This is a genomic window from Paenibacillus polysaccharolyticus (assembly GCF_023714295.1).
Classification (GTDB): Bacteria; Bacillota; Bacilli; order Paenibacillales; family Paenibacillaceae; genus Paenibacillus; species Paenibacillus polysaccharolyticus_A.
This window is the reverse complement of sequence record NZ_JAMAUN010000001.1, coordinates 1,657,754-1,676,086: the sequence shown is the minus strand read 5'-3', so window position 1 is coordinate 1,676,086 and position 18,333 is coordinate 1,657,754. Positions and strand designations below refer to the sequence as shown.

The window sequence follows — 18,333 nt, the reverse complement described above, 5'->3', positions numbered from 1 at the left end:
TTTAATAAAAATGATGTGGAAAAGCTTAAACCAGTTACAAATAAACCTTAAAATTCCATTTGCTACGAGGAGATTTTCGATGATCTCAACACGGTATCTATTGTGAAGTACTTGTATATAAAATTGGTGATAAGCAAAAAGCGGCACCTGCTCTGGTACCACTTTTTGCTGCGTATAGATTTTAGTTATCATCGTGGTGATGAATCCATTTTTGGAAAGCATAATCTTGCTAATTAATAACTTATATGGTTTATAATCTCATCTATAACTTCCTGACATGTCAATATTTCCTGAATCCCTCCTGCTGATGGAGAAACGCTAATTGTTCCTTGATCTAAATTCCCTAGTAAGAGCGTTTCTTTGTATCCATTTTTGTGGTACGGAACGGCATCTAGTGACTTCCCTTCATTAATGAGTTGATAAGCTTTTTTTCCTCCTGGAGTCGGGATTGTTCGCTCATAAACCCCATCCAGTTCGAGTATTTCTTCACTTTTGACATCAATAATGGCTTGCTTGGCGGCAGGACTCGCAGGATTTTCTACGGTTGCTATGAATCTAGTTCCCATGTAAACGCCTTGTGCCCCCATCGCAAAGGCTGCTTTAGCACCACGTCCATCGATAATTCCACCAGCCGCAATCACAGGCAAATTAACAACTGCAGTTATTTGGGGTAACAGCGTAAATAGACTAAGATTATACTGACTAAAATGTCCCCCAGCCTCACTACCAGTAACGATAACTGCATCAGCTCCATGTTTCTCCGCTTCCAGAATGTTATGAACCGTAGGGTTAAGCGGCCTATAGATAACGGTTATGCCTTGCTCTTTTAATTTTATCATTTCGCTTGCGACCATTTGGTTCCCAATGGCTACGACATATTTGACTTCTTCTTCAACTATGATATCAAAAAGCAATGAGCCAAATGGTAGAGTGCCACTGTCATCTAGAGGGAATATATAATTCACAGCGAAGTTTTTATTCGTTAACTGCTTTACTTTACGGATCTCGTTTCGCAGGTTATCAGCATATTCTTTCAAATTTGTAGGATGTAGTTTTTGTCCAGCATTTGGTCCGAGTACCCCCATCCCCCCTGCATTACAAACAGCAGCTACAAACTCTGCTGAAGTTACCCAATTCATAGCTGCAGAAATGATGGGATATTCTATATTCAGTAATTCGGTAATCTTATTCATCTGACGAACTCCTTTATACGTATATTTCAAGCCTAGATTGAAGATTTTCTCAATGTCTTCTATACTAACTGAGACCTCTATAAGTTAGAAGTAGGCAAAAATAATGAACATAGTCACTTTTTTAATACTATTGGATAATCATTGAGAGGAGGAGGTATATGACTCGGATATGCAAAGACGGATTTCACGAAGAGTTTAGGGAAAAGTATCCTATCATTTTTGGCATGGCTTACACTCAACACGTGTTATCAGGGCGTTGGAAATTTCTCATTATATGGTTTTTGAAGAATCAAGCGCGACGATTTCATGAAATCAAGTCATTTCTGAATGACATACCGCAAGGTTCATTGACTAAACAATTGAGGGAATTAGAGGAAAACAGACTCATATCCAGACACGTATTTCCTGAAGTTCCACCGCGAGTAGAATACTCTCTGTCAGACAAAGGACGCGATCTCCTACCGATTTTAGATATGATGGAAAAATTCGGATTGAAGCACGGGGAGATTACTCAGATAAAGGAAGCTTGAGAATGATATTAATTAATCTAGTAGAAGCTTCTACCGATAAAACAAAAAAAGCCGCTAATATAGCGACTCCTATGGGGAGATGTTTTTCCCCTTTACAACTTTACTTTATTTTAATTGAACACTCTTCATATAAGCTTTGAATTCTGCTGCAATCTCTTTGTACTTTGTATGATGCAAATAGTGCGAGCCTTCCATCGGGATCATTTTGCCCTGATCGGATTGTTTGATCTGCTCCTCATGCAGCGGTATCCAATTTGGATTCGCCGTGTTATTGGATTGAACGAAGAGCAACATCGGCAAATGTCGAGGATAGGTCAGATTCTCTGCATTTTTGAAGTTAGAACCTAGATTCTTCAACTCATTCATTAAGGTCGAATTGCTCGACACCTGGTTCGAGATCAGGTTCATCTGCTCTATAGTGTGCTCATCATAGTCCATGGATTTGTAAGGATCTGCACTCACATTTTTGAGGAATCGCATCAGCCCTGAGGTTTGAAGGAACTGCATCGATTTCAGAGGTAGTTTAACATCCATGCCAGGCTGATTAGGAACACTGCTGTCTATACCGATAAATGCGATCACTTCACCCGGATAATCTTTTACATAAGATGCGCTGTACAGTCCCGTAATAGAGTGCCCCATGAGGATATAACGCTCAAGACCAAGCTGCTCAACAGCTTCATGTATTTCGCTAACGATATTCTCAGTGGTACGTTCTTTGTCTGTGCGATCACTTAATCCATAACCGAAAGGTTCAATCGCTACCACTTTATAATCTGGCGTTAATTGGTCAATTAATAGTTTGAAATCCAACACCGGAGATGGGGTTCCTTGTCCCGGAAGCAGCACGATGGTCTGTTCTCCGTGACCTTGAATGGAAACATTCATGTTTTTACCATCCACTTGCACATACTGCCCATACGATTCTATCTTTTTCTTTTCCATTCCATTGCTAATCACATGGATCACAAAGACGATGCCCATGAATAATACAAGCGCTGCGAAGATTCCCCCGAATATTTTTAAGAACAACTTGCGTTTCTTGCCACGTTTCTTCTCTGTCTGCTTTATTTCTACGATTTCTTCCATTCTCATCTTCTCCTGTCCCTTAGTCTGTGTAACTGTCTTGGTGACTTATTTACAGTATAGTGAGACAAGATGTTGCCAGCGTGACGCCAATATGAACGGAATATGAACTGGCATATATAAGTTACCAATAAAACGATATAAAATGAATGATTATTTACACATAAACGAAGAGGACAGAAAAAACCTGGAAAAGCGGAGCGCTCGCCTTTATCACCGGATTTTTCCCTTTCGAAAAGGGAATCAAGAAAATCTGGGGATAACCGCTACTCTCCAGGTTAGTCTGTCATCGGAGTGCTTGTGTGAAGCAATTCAAGTATATAAAAAAAGAACTGCTTATATAAACGCAGCTCTCTTTGCCATGTTCAAGACCGTTTCTTAGTGGTCGAGGAATACAAGTTGAATGAAGAATAGAATCGCAAAAATATAAAAAATAGGATGAACATCTTTACCTTTGCCACGAAGTAGCTTGAGCACAGGATAGAAAATGAAACCAATTCCGATACCTGTTGCAATACTGTGCGTCAGCGGCATCAGAATAATGATCAGGAACGCCGGGAAGGCCTCTTCCAGATCAATCCAGTTCATTTTACTAATCACACTGATCATAAAGAAACCAACAATAATGAGTGCCGGGGATGTAATTGCCGGGATGCTCGAGATGACACTTACAATTGGACTAAAGAATAAAGTTACGGCGAGCAAGATACTTACCGTCACCGCAGTCAGTCCCGTTCTCCCTCCTGCGGCTACACCCGTACTGGACTCAATATAAGCCGAGGTTGGGCTTGTTCCAAGCATAGCACCCGTCGTTGTACCAACAGCATCAGCGAGCAATGCGCCGCGGGAACGTGGGAACTTACCATCTTTCAACAATCCCGCTTGTTCCGCCACTCCAAGCATCGTACCAGTCGTATCAAATAACGTAATTAACAAGAATGTGAAAATGATCGTGTATAGTCCATTGGAGAAGACCCCAGCCAAATCCATCTGGAACGCAGTTTCCCCCAGTCCTGAAGGCATCGCTACAATGGATGCAGGCATTTGGAACAGTCCCATGAACCACGCAATAATCGCGGTAATGACCATTCCGATAAACAGATAACCTTTCACATTATAAGCCATCAACGTAACGGTGATGATTAGACCAATAATCGTCAGGTACGTCATCGGTTGCGCCAGATTTCCGAGTGTAATCAGATTAGATTTAGAATCGGCAATAATACCTGCGTTTTGCAGTCCAACCGTAGTAATGAACAATCCAATTCCTGCCGTTATCGCATGTTTGAGACTTGCCGGAATGGCATCCAGCAGCATGTAGCGAAACGAAGTCAGCGATAAAATAATAAACAAAATACCCGCAATGAATACAGCACCAAGTGCTGTCTGCCAAGTTACGCCATACCCCTTAACTACACTAAACGCGAAAAACGCATTCAGTCCCATACCCGGTGCGATAATAATCGGATAATTGGACCACAGTCCCATAATCAGCGTTGCTACAATACTCGCCAAAATCGTAGCAATGAATACCCCGTTAAAGCTCATTCCTGTGTCGCTCAGAATTCCGGGATTCACAATCACTATGTATACCATCGTGAAAAATGTAGTAATACCAGCAATAATTTCGGTTGAAACGGTGGTGCCTCTTTCTTTCAGTTTGAACCAGTTGTCCATCGTCAAGCCAGCCTCCAACTTTCATTTTGTCTTTGTAAAATCTCACAGCTAAAAACGAAAATCCTAATTACCTATAGGATTGGAAATCTCAAGCTCCTATATTCGTCATTAGGATCTGAACAGCTCCGAATGTAAAGATAAAGAAACGGATTTCGTTTTCAATCTGAGGTGCATTTCGAATTTTATTAAAAATAACACGGGATGTCAATGGAATCCGAGCTTTGTTCACATTATTTACGAACTATTCAAGTTGATAAATGAGATTTTATTCGTTTTTAGGGTTTAGACTGATCTAAGCTTGTATGTTAGTTAATGTTGAATATTTTACAATCAGCGTACAATTGTGATGGTTTTTATTTACAAATGAATGATAATCTTCTTAAGGATGAACAAATGAACAAAGTTTCATGCATTCATGTTAAAGAGATATCGAGGAGGAATCGTTGTGAAATTGTCTAAAAAAGCATTGCCTGCATTAGCTCTGACGTTGGCTGTATCAGCTTCTACTCTTCTTTCCCCTGGACAAGCAACTATCGCTAAAGCTGCCGGTGCAAGTACTGAGAAAAAACCAATCAAAAATATCATTTTCCTTATTGGAGATGGTATGGGAACATCGTATACATCAGCGTATCGTTATATGAAAGATAATCCTAAGACGAAAGTGATGGAAAAAACGGTGTTTGATCCGTATCTGGTAGGCACTCAAATGACCTATCCCGACGATGACAAACAAAATGTTACGGATTCCGCTTCTGCCGCAACCGCAATGTCGTCAGGTGTGAAAACATATAACGCAGCCATTGCAGTGGACACAAATCAAAAGAATGTCAAAACCGTGTTGGAGCAAGCCAAACAAATCGGTAAATCCACAGGTTTGGTTGCGACTTCTGAGATTACCCATGCTACTCCAGCGGCATTTGGAGCTCATGATATCAGCCGCAAAAACATGGATGCTATTGCAAATGACTACTACGACGAGTTGATTAACGGCAAACACAAAGTGGATGTACTGCTCGGCGGAGGAAAAACCAATTTTGTACGTAAAGACCGTGATCTTACGAAAGAGTTTCAAAAAGCAGGTTATAGTTATGTAACGGACCGTGCATCTTTGCTCGCGAACAAAAACAAACAAGTTCTTGGCCTGTTTGCAGATGGCGGATTGGACAAATTTATTGATCGCACAAGCGCGACACCTTCACTCGCTGAGATGACGAATTCGGCTATTGATCGTCTTAAAACAAACAAAAAAGGATTTTTCTTGATGGTTGAAGGCAGTCAGATTGACTGGGCAGGACACGATAATGATATTGTGGGTGCCATGAGTGAGATGGAAGATTTCGCTAAAGCCTTCAAGGCAGCGATTGATTTTGCGAAAAAAGACGGACAAACACTGGTTGTAGCTACAGCGGACCACTCCACAGGAGGACTTACCCTGGGTAAAGATGGAGAATACAACTTCTTCGTAGACCCCATTAAAGCTGCACTGCGTACTCCTGACTTCATGGCTGCTCAAATTGCCAAAGGGGCTTCCGTTGATGAAACTTTGAAAAAATATCTCAAACTTGAGCTGACAGCTGAGGAAATTCAATCCGTGAAAGATGCTGCTCAAAGTGCGGATGTGACCAAAATTGATAATGCGATCGAAGCTATTATTGATAACCGCTCTTTCACAGGTTGGACAACAGGTGGGCACACAGGTGAAGATGTTCCGGTGTATGCCTATGGCCCAGAAAGTCAGCGCTTCTCTGGCTTAATTGATAACACTGATAATGCCAAAATCATTTTTGATATTTTGAAAAAGGGCAAGTAAACGATTTTGCACTCTGTCTTGATATCCAATGGTTAGCTATATAAGTACTTTTCTAAATTGCCCCCTCTCTTCTTTTGAAAGAAATGAAGTGAGGGGGTTGTTGTATTAGCATTAATTTTATTCCCTGTTATATAAGAATAAGAGGTGAATTGCAGTTATACTTTGGCAAATTGTTGCATTATCGCCGTCGCCGCAAAGGTGCAGCCCCCAGCTTCTTTTAAAGATTTGCCGATGAGATGTGCCTGCTCTTTATAGATAGGATTGTGAAGTGTTTCCATTATCGCCTCCTGTAATTGGATTGCGTTCAGGTGATGTTGATCTAATACAATCCCGGCTCCAAGCTCTTTTACGCGACCGGCTACAAATGGTTGATCTGAGGTCATGGGAATCATAACAAGTGGAACATCGAAATATAATGCCTCGCTTACACTATTCATGCCTGCGTGAGTAACAAAAACGTCTGCATGCTGCAATATTTCAATCTGAGCAACATAAGGCTTCACGATAAAGTTTTCGGGAATCATTGCTTCAATGGATGTAATATCGGTGTATTTCCCCGAAGATAAAACAACATTTACTGCTTGATCTTTTAATGCATCAAAGCACAGTTTGTAAAACTCCAGGTTTTTATTCAGTATGGTTCCCATGGAAATGTATACCGTCTTCGTATGCCGTTCACGAAGAAGATGAAATGGGAATTCGGGAGCATCTTCCCGCGGAATAATCGATGAACCCGTGAATAGAAAACGATCTTGCAATTCTTCTGCCCGTGGCTGAAAATAACGGCTGGTGTAAACAATATTTAATTGAGCTTGATGTGCTATCATCTCTTGCACAGCAGGCAGGCTGACCTTGTACGTTGTTGCTATTTCTTTTGCCTTGTTCATAATCGCTTCATATAGTTCTCGTGTATTGATAACCTCCCCGTTCTCTATGCTTGCTGGCTCGACGGAAGCAAAAGAAGCTATCGTACATACGGATGGAATCCCTAATTTCTCAGCGAGAATTTGGCCTCCCCACCCCATCAGTGAATCATAGATCAGATAGTCGAACGTTTCATGCTCTATCAAACGAAGCACCTCAGGAATCATTTTGGGAATGATACCGCAAGTAACCATGTGTATGAATTGGTAGGGATGCCGATACGCCAAAGGCTTGAGTGCAGGTTCATGTGAGAACGCATCCTCCGCAAAAGGATAGGTCATGACCTTAGCTCCCGTTTGCTCAATCCGGGAACGATATTCCTCTACACATACATAAACAACATCTTCTCCAAGTTTGACTAGCTCCGTAATTAACCCAAGGGATGGGTTCACATGGCCTTCAGCCGGAGTAATAACAACCAATACACGCGCCATCGTGCGCACCTCCTGAATGTAATATGTACCTCCGATCCGTATCTGGTCTGACCGGTTGTTTGTTTACATCGGAAGTGTATCTATTTTTTGTCCAGCGGGATGATCTGTTTGAGATGTTTGGGCTGTAATTCGCAACGATGAGAAAAAGCTCAGTATAACCAATAGAAGTTGAAGCGTCAGAACCATCAGAATGCCTGTGGATATGCCCCATCCCGTCGTTTTGGCTAAAGCAACCAATGAACCGCTTACACCAATGCTTACAGCCACATAAAAAGAATCGACAAACTGAAGGTTGGAAGACATCTTTCCTTCCTGTCCAAGCTCCGCATACTGTAAAGCAATGACCGCGGTAGTCGGGTTAGCCAGCCCCACACCAAAACCAATAATAACCTGTGAGAGAAGAATAAGCACAATTCCGATATCCGTCAAAAATAAAGCCAGAATGACGAGCATAACTCCGATGATCATTATGCCAATTCCATACATCACCCTCTGCTTTCGCCCATCACCTTGGTCTCTTACATCCAATCTGGCTTGCAACCATGCCGCTCCAGACCAGCTTAATGAGCCCGCTGCGACAAGTAATCCGGCAGTTTCTGCCGATAACCCCTTCATCTCAGTCAAACCCAAAATAACAAAACTCTCGGTTGCAAAGTAACAAGATACATACAATCCTCTTGTTACCAAGGTTGCTGGTAAACCGGATTGGACTAGAAATGTTCCTTGAGGCAATAATTTGTGCATGAACGGTATCATGATTATGAATCCACTAATCGAAAGAGCTATGCCCTGCCAGCTTGTAATCATGCCAAGACCTGTCAGTAACAATCCCGTTCCAATAGCTAATAAAATGGCCTGACCTGTTCTTGAGTCAACCGCTCGTGCTTCTTCTATAATGTGCTGAGTGCGCTGCAGATCACGAAACGAGCGATATGTAAGCAGAAGAGCAAGTACAATCAAAGGGATAACGATCCAGAAAACAAACCGCCAAGACAGATAAGAAGCAAGAAGTCCAGCAAAATAAGGCCCGATTAATGAAGGAAGAACAAAGGACATCGAAAAAGCTGCTAAAATCTGAGTTCGGAGCGTTTCCGGGTAATATAATGTTACACACACATAGACACATGTAATTAAAGCGCCAGCTCCAAATCCTTGAAAGGCTCTTCCTCCAATGAGCATGTACATGTTCATGGATGTCGCAGCAATGATTGTCCCCATTACAAAAATAACAAAAGATATAAGAATGGAATTGAACACACCTCGCCTGTCCACTTGCTGGCCCATCACCAGTGTTCCTACAAGCTGACATAACAAAAACGCGCTAAAAATCCAGCCATATAAATGAATTCCCTGCATGTCTTGAGCTATTTTGGCAGCAATCGTTGTGATCGCTAGCCCTTCGAATGCCGAAGTGGTTAATACCAACATAATGCCAATGGTCATTGTACTGTAACGTCGATGAAAGATGCCGATTGGTTTCTCGTGTGTCACGGACACCTCCATAAATATTGAAATATTAGTAAAATACACCTGCAGATGTATCTTTAATATAGGATAAGCAAACCACTTTGTAAACAAAAATGTTTATTAAGTGGTCTTCTTCGTTGATCATGCTGATCCGAAGGCCTGTCTAAAGTCGCTTCATGTTCGGTATACTCGCCATTTGCTCCTTCATAAGAAACGTATGCTCTGCATTGACTTCCAACAAAGTGCTCATACTACGTATCGAATATATTTAAGGAGAGATTCGAGATGGATCTGCAGAGCGGCAAATTGTATTGGCCAACCACGGTAACAAATCCTCCTTCTTACCCGAAGCTTGAGGAAAATATTACTTGTGATGTTCTCATCATCGGTGCGGGCAGTTCGGGTGCACAGTGTGCTCATTTTCTTTGTAATCAAGGATTATCAGTCGTTGTCGTGGACAAGAGGAAAGTTGGAGAAGGCAGCACAAGCACCAATACTGCGTTGATTCAATATGCAGGGGAAAAGAGCTTTGTATCTTTGAAGAATACTTTCGGTGAAGAAGCAGCCGCCCGTCATCTGAAATTGTGTGAACAATCGATCAATCATATGGAGCAGATCAGCAGCGAGCTTCCGATTAAGCCTGATTTTATAAGGCGTGATAGCTTGTATTACGCGAGTTGCCAGGAAGATGTTCCTGCTTTGCAAGAAGAATATGAACTTCTCAAAAAGCACGGTTTCAACGTGGATTTTTGGGATGAGCGGCGTATATCAAGCGTATATCCTTTCTCTAAATCAGCTGCGCTTTATTATCATGATGATGCCGAGATGAACCCGTTAAAGTTCGTTTATGGGCTGCTTGAGAAATCAAAATCAGAAGGTGTACACATCTACGAGGAAACCGAGATTTCAGGTAAACGTTTTGAAAACGATTCGGCTGTTTTTTACACCAAAGAGCGCCACGAGATTCGTGCGAAACATGTGATTATTGCGGCTGGATATGAAGACAAAGACTTTAAAGTGGAGAAAAATGCCACGCTGTCCAGCTCTTACGCTGTTATTACCAAGCCGGTTTCTGATTTAGATAACTGGTACAAACGCACGTTAATTTGGGAAACGGCACGTCCGTATGTTTATATGCGCACAACGACGGATAACCGTATTATTATCGGCGGCATGGATAAGGATACTGCCTACGTGGAAACCAGGAATTCTAAAATTTTGACAAGTAAAGATAAACTGATCCAAGAATTTAATAAGCTTTTTCCGAATATCCAGGTGGAACCAGATTATTATTTAGGCGCTTTTTACGGGGGAACACATGACGGCTTGCCAGTTATCGGGCAATACGACTCATATCCGCATTGTTATGTCATTATGGCTTATGGCGACAATGGAACCGTGTATAACGGTGTGTTGGCGAAAATTGTAACGGACAATATCGTTCATGGCTCTAGCCCGGATATGGATCTTTATTTGCAGAACAGACCCCTTGTTGAAAAAATGACTCTCTAACGCTAAAAGCCGATTCCACATCTACATCTGGAATCGGCTTTTAAGTATACCTTACAAAACCTTAATCGACCTCTATAGTTACAGGGTAATAATGATTGGCCCTTTTTTGGACAGAATGATCGTATGTTCAATCTGAGCTACATGACTGTTTTTGGTAGCAAACGTCCATCCGTCCCCTTTTTGATACACTTCTTCTTCAGATGTAGAAATAAAGGGTTCAAACGCAATAACCATACCTTCTTTTAACAACTCATCATCTGACGTGTCATTATAATTATAGATATGATCTGGTGCTTCGTGAATGGCACGACCAACCCCATGTCCTGTCAGGTTACGAATAACAGTCAGTCCATGCTGGCGTGCGGTCAGGAAAACGGCTTTGCCAATACCGCTCTTTTTGGAACCAGGATTCGCTTTTTTCAGACCTGCTTCAAAAGCCAGTTTGGCTACCTCACAGATTTTCGTTAACACTTCTTCTCCCTGGCCGACCACAAACGAGATGCCTGTATCCGCGAAATATTCGTTTTTGGAGCCGGAAACATCGATATTGACGATATCGCCTTCTTGGATTACCCGATCCCCTGGAATCCCGTGCGCGACTTCTTCATTGACACTAATACACGTAAAACCAGGAAAATCATATTCACTTTTGGGTGCGGAAATTGCCCCTTCTTTCTCGAACAGCTCCCCAGCCAAGTCATCCAGTTCTTTGGTCGTTACACCCGAGACTGTCCGTTCAACCAACGTATCACGGATGGAAGCAACGATCCTGCCAATTTCTTTTAAGCCATTAAAATCCTCTTCCGTTTTTGCAATCATATGCGCGTACCTCACGTTCCTTCTTCTTTGTAAACAGAAAGTTTCATCTCATTGCAACATAAATTGCTACAGTTTGCAACATTTTTAGGATTTGATGTACTCGCACAAAGAAAAAAACTCAACTATTCGACATCTCAAACGAGTTGAAAAACGTTATCAGTGCTTCTTTAGGAAACAGCTGCTGAACCTACAGCGTGCAGAAAAAGAGGTGAACCGAAGTTCACCCCTGGCAAAACGTTAATGATCATGATGCATCCATGAATTTCGCTTTCTCTAAATTAAATTAGCGAACTACATTAACCATTATTGCTGTTTATATACCCGAACATAATCCACCTGCATGGTTGCAGGAATATCAGCAGCATCCGGAATACGGCCACCATCGAAATTACCGCCGATCGCCAAGTTCATGATCAAATAGAACGGTTCATCAAATGGAGCATTAGGGTTGTTCGGTGCAGCTGCAGAAGACCACTGCTGATTGGTAACTTTATAGAAGAATTTGCCGTCCACGTACCATTTGATGTTGTCCGGTTCCCAAACTACAGAATATACGTGATAATCGTTAGCAATAGTTTGTCCTGCGGGGAAGTGATACTCTCCGCCTATATACTGATTGGCAGGCCATTGCCCGCCAAAGTGAATCGTGCCACTGGTTGTTCCAGGCAGACGACCTCTTGCCTCCATCACGTCAATTTCGCCTGATGCAGCCCATGTGCCGTATACCGAATCTTGCGGCAGCATCCAGAGAGCAGGCCAGACGCCATCCCCTGTAGGCAGCTTGGCACGGAAATCGACACGCCCGTATTTCAGGGATAGCTTGTCTTTGGTATTCACCTTACCGGAGGCATATTTCGCAAAACGATTCGGGTCTTGAGGGAATGATTGGTTACTATGTGTTGCACGGATATTTAATTTTCCATCCTGAACAAAAATATTTTGCGGACTGGTAGTGTAGTGCTGCAGCTCCGCATTGCCCCAACCCCAGGTTCCCGGATCATCATTGAGATAATATCCTGTTTCTATATTCCATTTGCTTGTATCCAGCGCAGAACCACTGAACTCATCCTGCCAAATCAGATGCATGCCTTCAATCGCCGGATTGTTCGGTGTACCGATGGAGATGCCTTCTTGGTCCGAACCATCGGGACGTGGGGCATCCGGGTTGCCAATGAGGGTATAGTTCACATAGTTGCTGCCTACGTTTCCACCGGGTTGTCCATTAAGCGGATAGCCGATTCGAATTTGCATATTTTCCTGAATAGGTCGGAACCACAGACCGTAGATATGATCGGCCCAGTATCCCCACTGATTGGCATCGGAAATCGGATTGTAGCCATTGGCGGAATACGTAAATTTACTTTGACCACTATTACTTAAGTCCACCCACTGACCATTAATATTGATTTGGTAAACAAAATTTTGTAATTCCTTCGCAATAGGTGCGCTCCCGCCAATCTTAGGCAGTGGAATACCTATGGAACCGCTCTCATCCGCTGTAAAAGTTGTGCCTTCATAGGGAGTAACTACGAATGAATTACGCACAGGTTCATTGAATGTAATGGTGTAAATAATATTCGCAGTCGATGTTTTGGACTGGAGCTTGACGTGAATAGACTCGGTTACGTTAAACCAATATCCTCCTCCACCCTCCGTGAATTGGCCGAAATTCTGATCGTAAATCCAGCCGCTGGCTGCGTTATTGTCAATATCAATCCACGTGTTGCTCTGTACAGGTTTCACATACACCTTGAGATCCTGAGCGACGGCTTCGTAGGTGACTGATGGATTATGGTTAAAGGTGGGATACGTAAAGCCGGCGCCTCCGGTGCTGCTGGCAATGATATCTGGCCCCTGTGTAGGGCTCATTGCTGTGATCGTTGTTTCGTTAATGTTTTGAAAGACCAGTCTATAATCAAGCTTTATTCCATTCGCTTTGGAATACAATTGAACATCGGTTGTTGTGGAGAGAGTGAACCAATATCCATGGAAGCCGGCGTCAGTCCAGTGCCCCCAGTTTTGGTTGTACGTAAAGCCTTGCGCCTGATCAATATCCACCCACTCGCTTCCTACCTTGACCTTAACACCTAAATCCCCGTTCACTTCGCTCCATGCAGCAGAACCCCCATTAAACTTCGGCATCACAAATCCGAAACTGGCCTTGCCAACTCCGGATTTGGATATGACAGGTCCGTCAGCAAATGAAAAGTACTCCATGGACGTAATCGTCTTCCCGGCAGCCCGAGCCGTTGAACCGGGCCCAAGTAAAACACTGGCGAGCATGATGAATACGAGCATCACACCCATCCTTCTGTACACCAATCGCATCTCTCTGCAAGTAGCCGATTTCATTCATTCTCCTCCTTCAGTTCATTTTTCCAATCTGGTATCAATAAGGAAAAATATTACAGATCGGATAACTCTATTCTACCGAAAAGAAGAATGTGCTGAAAGAAATATTTAAAATTTGTTTTAGCCTATCAATTGATTGCATGAAGAAAAGAGATGATTCCTTTACGACACAGAAATCATCTCTTACTTTAACCTTTCAGCATGTGTTTATAATCCATTATTGGCAATCAGATTTTTGTACCAGAAGAAACTTTCCTTCCGTCTTCGCTCCAGCGTGCCGTTTCCGTCATTATCCTGGTCGACGTGGATCAGGCCATAACGTTTTTCCATTTCGGAAGAGGAATAGCTGATCAGGTCGATGATACCCCAGACGGTATACCCCATGATTTCAACACCATCCAGCAGAGCCTCATGCATTTGTTCGATATGAGAACGCAGGTATTCAATGCGATAAGGATCGCTGATTGTACCGTCATCTTTAATCGTATCGTAAGCACCAATGCCATTCTCTACGATAAACAGAGGTACCTGATAACGGCTGTACAGATTGTTAAGCGCGAGTCTCAGACCAATCGAATCGATCTGCCATCCCCAATCACTTACAGGAAGGTAAGGGTTCTTCACGCCGCCCATCGTATTGCCACTAACCGTTTCCAGGCCTTCGCTATCTGCACTTGCAACAAAGGAGTTATAGTAACTGAATGATATGAAGTCAGCCGTATACTTTTTTAGCAACTCACTGTCGCCTTCAGCTTTTTCAATAATGATTCCCTGCTCTCTAAAATATCTCTCGATGTAACCTGGGTAAGCGCCTCGCACCTGCACATCGGTAAAGAACAGATTAAATTGATTGTTCTTGTGTGCTGCCAGTACATCCAGTGGATTACATGTGTGAGGATAGTGCAACAGGCTTGTCAGCATACAACCGATTTGAGCATCTGGAATAATCTCATGACAGAGCTTTACTGCATAAGCACTCGCAATGAATTGGTGATGTAGCGATTGGTATACTGCTTGCTCAACATTCTCAAACCGATCTGGAACAATACCTCCGTTAGTGAACGGATGACGCACAATGCCATCGATTTCATTAAAAGTGATCCAATATTTTACCTTATCTTTATAACGGTTGAATACTGTTGTGCTGAAGCGTACAAAGAAATCAATAACCTCTCTGGATGTCCATCCCCCATAATGATCGACCAGATACATCGGCATCTCGTAGTGAGACAAGGTAACCAGAGGTTCAATGCCATTTTTAATCATCTCATCAAAAAGGCGATCGTAGAACAGCAAACCTTCCTCGTTTGCATTTGTTTCATTTCCATTTGGGAAAATTCGAGTCCACGCAATGGACGTACGTAAAGTTTTGATACCCATCTCGCTCATTAAAGCAAGATCCTCTGGATACCGATGATAGAAATCGATACCTCTGCGTTTCGGATAATTCACGGTAGATTGATCTTGAAGCGCTGTCGCGAGTTGCTCCGAGCTCACAGCATTTTGTTTTTTGTAGTCACCTATATTTTTCTTATTCATAGCCGTATCGGCCGTAGAAACGCCTTTTCCTGCTACGTTCCAGGCACCTTCAGCTTGATTCGCTGCAATTGCTCCGCCCCATAAAAATCCTTCGGGAAATGTTCTGGTGGTCGTCATATTATAATCCTCCTGTTAATGCGCTCTGTCCATCACACGGCTAATGTGAATAATGAGATACAATCTTTCTTCATTGGACATGAATCGTTCGAATTTCGCGCCAATGTAATTGTTGATCTTGGAAACACAATTGCTTTCCTCTGGATATTTACTCGAAATTCGTTCGAGCAATTCATCATCCTTGGATTCGAGCATGGTATTCTCCAATAATCGCTGAACAAAAAACTGAAGATGAGTCAAAAAGCGTGAATAATTAATGCTTGATGTATCCAGCTCAATTCCATAATGAATGCGAATAATGTTAAGAATATCTTTAACGGTAGTAGTCATCATCATGACCTGACTCATGTTCTGTTCCGTTTGCTGAGCGTTGACCAGATGGAAGGCGATGTTAGCTGCTTCCTCTTCCGGCAGATCCAGTCCAAGCTTATCTTTAATAAACTTTAAAGCCTGCTTCCCAATTAGGAATTCTTGCGGGTAAAACTTCTGCACTTCCCATAACATTCGATTTTGTATCGTAATATTCGATTTGAATCGGTTGGCAGCCATATGGAGGTGGTCTGTTAACGAAAAATAGAGATTTTCACTCAGATCACGCGATAATACTTGTTTCGCATAAGATATGATTTCGTCTGCCAAAATTAAATACTCTTCCGGCGTCTCTCTCATCAGTGCAGTCATATCCGAGGACATTCCTTCATTCTCAACGACGTATACTTTTTCAATTTCATTTTCGTTAATGATGTCCCCGGGTCTGCTTCTGAACCCAATTCCTTTGCCCATGGCGATAACCTCTTTATTGTCATTACGCTTGGCCAAAACAATACTTGTATTGAGAACCTTAACTACTCTCATATCCATGCTCCTCTATGTTCAGGGTGTACCTCACCCTCATAATATTACAAAATGGTTATTAGTGGTGTCTCAGCTCCTATTTTACCAGACTGCTCATATCCAAGGATTTCAAGATAATCACCACTGTTGGTTACAATAACCGGTGTTGTTGTGTCGTAGCCTGCTTTTTCAATGGCCTCCATATCGAACTCGATCAGAAGTTGCCCGTGTTTTACGACATCACCCTCTTGAACAACAACATTAAAGTGTTGTCCTTTTAACTTCACTGTATCAATGCCGATGTGGATCAGAATTTCAACGCCTTCTACCGATCTCAAACCGATCGAGTGTTTGGTCCGAAAAACAGTTTGAACTGTCCCATCAAATGGAGCTACGACTTGACCTTTGGATGGTTTAATCGCCATACCTTTCCCCATCGCTTCTTGGGAGAATGCTTCATCGTTCACTGCTTTTAATGGAATTGCCTCTCCTTCAATCGGAGAAAAAACAACCAAACGTGATTGCAGTTTCTCTTTCTCCGGAGCTGATTGCGTTGTTTCTCCCTGCGCAGATTTTCCTAATGAAGCTTGTGCATCTGAATCTGCTCCAGGATCGTTAAAGCCGATGAAATAAACGGCAATTGGAGTAACAATGATTGAAATAGCTGCTGTAATCAGCGCGTAGGTAAAGTTATTTTCAGCTCCGATAAACATCGGCAAAGAAGCAAGACCCGGCCCTACTGCTGCATAAGCTTTCAAGTTGACGATACCGGCAAAGAGCCCTGCTGACCCTGCACCAATCATACAAGCTACCAAAGTGCGTTTCAGACGTAAATGTACCCCGTACAAAGCTGGTTCGGTAATACCGAACAATCCGGATATGCCGGCTGGCAACGCAACCTGCTTCAACTTCTTGTCTTTTGCCAAGAACCAGACCGCTAGTGCTCCAGCGCCTTGTGCCATGTTAGAAGAAAGCATCGCACTATGGATCAATGTTTCGTAGCCTGGTGAAACCATGGCTGCGAAAATAACGGGATAAAACACTTTGTGCATGCCGAACATCACGATAAATGGAAGGAATACAGCCAAAATTACAACGGTTAACCAACCAATTTTACCTTGAATCCAGAATAAACCGTCTGACAAACCTACACCCAAATAGTTACCGATGGGTCCCAAAACAGTGAGAGCCAGTGGTGCCATGACAAGTATGACAATCAAAGGTTTCAGGAAGATTTTCACTGGACCAGGGGATACCTTATCCGCAAATTTCTCAACATACGACATAAGCCATACGGTCAGAATGATGGGTAAAACGCTGGACGCATAACTGATATTAGGTACAGGAATACCAGCGATTTCCACGGGCACTTCTCCGCCAAGTAATGCGATCATTTTAGGATGCAGTAATACCCCCGCCAGTGTGGCTGCAATATAAGGATTGGTTTTGAATTTCTGTGCACTTGAGTATGCCAGCAATACAGGTAAGAAATAAAACGCTGAATCGGCGATATTAAGCAATAACGCGTAAATCTGACTTTCTTTAGAAAGTATACCTAGCGATGTACACAATAAAAGCAAAGCTTTAAACATGCCCGCCGCTGCGATTGCTGGAATGATCGGCTGGAAAATACCTGTAATCAATCCGGCAAAACTCTCAAACAATCCTTTAAAACTCATATCTCTTTTCTTGATTGGCTCCGGGTTCCCATCTGTGTTTATAGTGATCATTTGTTTAAGTTCATTATATACATAGCTTACATCATTGCCGATAATAACTTGATATTGTCCGCCACTGTATACGGCTCCCATGATGCCATCCATGGCTTTAATTTCTTCGGTTTTTGCTTGATTTGGATCTTTCAGATGCATCCTTAATCGAGTAGAGCAATGGAGAAAATCATTGATATTTTCTTGTCCGCCTACTTTGTCAAGGATAGCCTTAGCGGTTTCTTTGTAATTCATGTAAACACCTCACCCTGAAATTGTGCATAAAAAAAGGCCTAAATTGGGTGGGTATAATAAATATACAAACCACCC

At 42.5% G+C, this 18,333-nt stretch carries 13 protein-coding genes; 3 read left to right on the top strand and 10 right to left on the bottom strand.

All coding sequences use genetic code 11. The features are described from left to right. Positions 1-233 precede the first annotated feature (233 nt). Positions 234-1,193 (bottom strand): NAD(P)H-dependent flavin oxidoreductase, encoded by a 960-nt coding sequence (locus M3629_RS07715; protein ID WP_251503793.1) that lies wholly within the window; start codon positions 1,191-1,193, stop codon positions 234-236. A gap of 158 nt (positions 1,194-1,351) precedes the next feature. On the opposite strand from M3629_RS07715, the gene M3629_RS07710 reads away from it, so the two are divergent. Continuing rightward, the gene (locus M3629_RS07710; RefSeq protein WP_251503791.1) at positions 1,352-1,723 is read left to right on the top strand and encodes a winged helix-turn-helix transcriptional regulator; all 372 of its coding nucleotides are present in this window, start codon (positions 1,352-1,354) and stop codon (positions 1,721-1,723) included. 105 nt (positions 1,724-1,828) lie between these two features. On the opposite strand, the gene M3629_RS07705 is transcribed toward M3629_RS07710, so the two are convergent. Together M3629_RS07705 and M3629_RS07700 are read right to left on the bottom strand one after the other, a co-directional pair. Further along, the gene (locus M3629_RS07705) at positions 1,829-2,812 is read right to left on the bottom strand and encodes an alpha/beta fold hydrolase (RefSeq protein WP_251503788.1); all 984 of its coding nucleotides are present in this window, start codon (positions 2,810-2,812) and stop codon (positions 1,829-1,831) included. 375 nt (positions 2,813-3,187) lie between these two features. Continuing rightward, positions 3,188-4,486 carry an NCS2 family permease gene (locus M3629_RS07700; protein WP_251503785.1) on the bottom strand — a complete coding sequence of 433 codons (1,299 nt, stop codon included), beginning with the start codon at positions 4,484-4,486 and terminating at the stop codon, positions 3,188-3,190. Positions 4,487-4,901: 415 nt separating this feature from the next. Between M3629_RS07700 and M3629_RS07695 the strand changes: the two genes are divergently transcribed. Further along, the gene (locus tag M3629_RS07695; RefSeq protein WP_251503782.1) at positions 4,902-6,296 is read left to right on the top strand and encodes an alkaline phosphatase; all 1,395 of its coding nucleotides are present in this window, start codon (positions 4,902-4,904) and stop codon (positions 6,294-6,296) included. A 155-nt stretch (positions 6,297-6,451) separates the two neighbouring features. Here M3629_RS07695 and M3629_RS07690 read toward each other — a convergent pair whose 3' ends face one another. Together M3629_RS07690 and M3629_RS07685 are read right to left on the bottom strand one after the other, a co-directional pair. Next, on the bottom strand, positions 6,452-7,654 hold the full coding sequence (locus M3629_RS07690; protein ID WP_251503780.1) for a macrolide family glycosyltransferase: 1,203 nt from the start codon (positions 7,652-7,654) through the stop codon (positions 6,452-6,454). A 63-nt stretch (positions 7,655-7,717) separates the two neighbouring features. Further along, positions 7,718-9,157 (bottom strand): MFS transporter, encoded by a 1,440-nt coding sequence (locus tag M3629_RS07685; RefSeq protein WP_435368201.1) that lies wholly within the window; start codon positions 9,155-9,157, stop codon positions 7,718-7,720. A 249-nt stretch (positions 9,158-9,406) separates the two neighbouring features. Here M3629_RS07685 and M3629_RS07680 point away from each other — a divergent pair, with 249 nt between their 5' ends. Then, positions 9,407-10,633 carry an NAD(P)/FAD-dependent oxidoreductase gene (locus M3629_RS07680; RefSeq protein ID WP_251503777.1) on the top strand — a complete coding sequence of 409 codons (1,227 nt, stop codon included), beginning with the start codon at positions 9,407-9,409 and terminating at the stop codon, positions 10,631-10,633. Positions 10,634-10,711: 78 nt separating this feature from the next. Here M3629_RS07680 and map read toward each other — a convergent pair whose 3' ends face one another. The 5 genes from map to M3629_RS07655 all read right to left on the bottom strand — a co-directional run bounded on the left by map (position 10,712) and on the right by M3629_RS07655 (position 18,258). Next, positions 10,712-11,452 (bottom strand): type I methionyl aminopeptidase, encoded by a 741-nt coding sequence (map, locus tag M3629_RS07675; protein WP_251503774.1) that lies wholly within the window; start codon positions 11,450-11,452, stop codon positions 10,712-10,714. A 303-nt stretch (positions 11,453-11,755) separates the two neighbouring features. Beyond that, on the bottom strand, positions 11,756-13,759 hold the full coding sequence (locus M3629_RS07670; RefSeq protein WP_435368200.1) for a glycoside hydrolase family 16 protein: 2,004 nt from the start codon (positions 13,757-13,759) through the stop codon (positions 11,756-11,758). Positions 13,760-14,011: 252 nt separating this feature from the next. Further along, positions 14,012-15,460 (bottom strand): glycoside hydrolase family 1 protein, encoded by a 1,449-nt coding sequence (locus M3629_RS07665; RefSeq protein WP_251503771.1) that lies wholly within the window; start codon positions 15,458-15,460, stop codon positions 14,012-14,014. 15 nt (positions 15,461-15,475) lie between these two features. After that, complete coding sequence (licT, locus tag M3629_RS07660) at positions 15,476-16,315, bottom strand: BglG family transcription antiterminator LicT (RefSeq protein WP_251503769.1); 840 nt, start codon at positions 16,313-16,315, stop codon at positions 15,476-15,478. A gap of 44 nt (positions 16,316-16,359) precedes the next feature. After that, positions 16,360-18,258 (bottom strand): beta-glucoside-specific PTS transporter subunit IIABC, encoded by a 1,899-nt coding sequence (locus M3629_RS07655; protein ID WP_251503766.1) that lies wholly within the window; start codon positions 18,256-18,258, stop codon positions 16,360-16,362. Between the last annotated feature and the right edge of the window lie 75 nt (positions 18,259-18,333).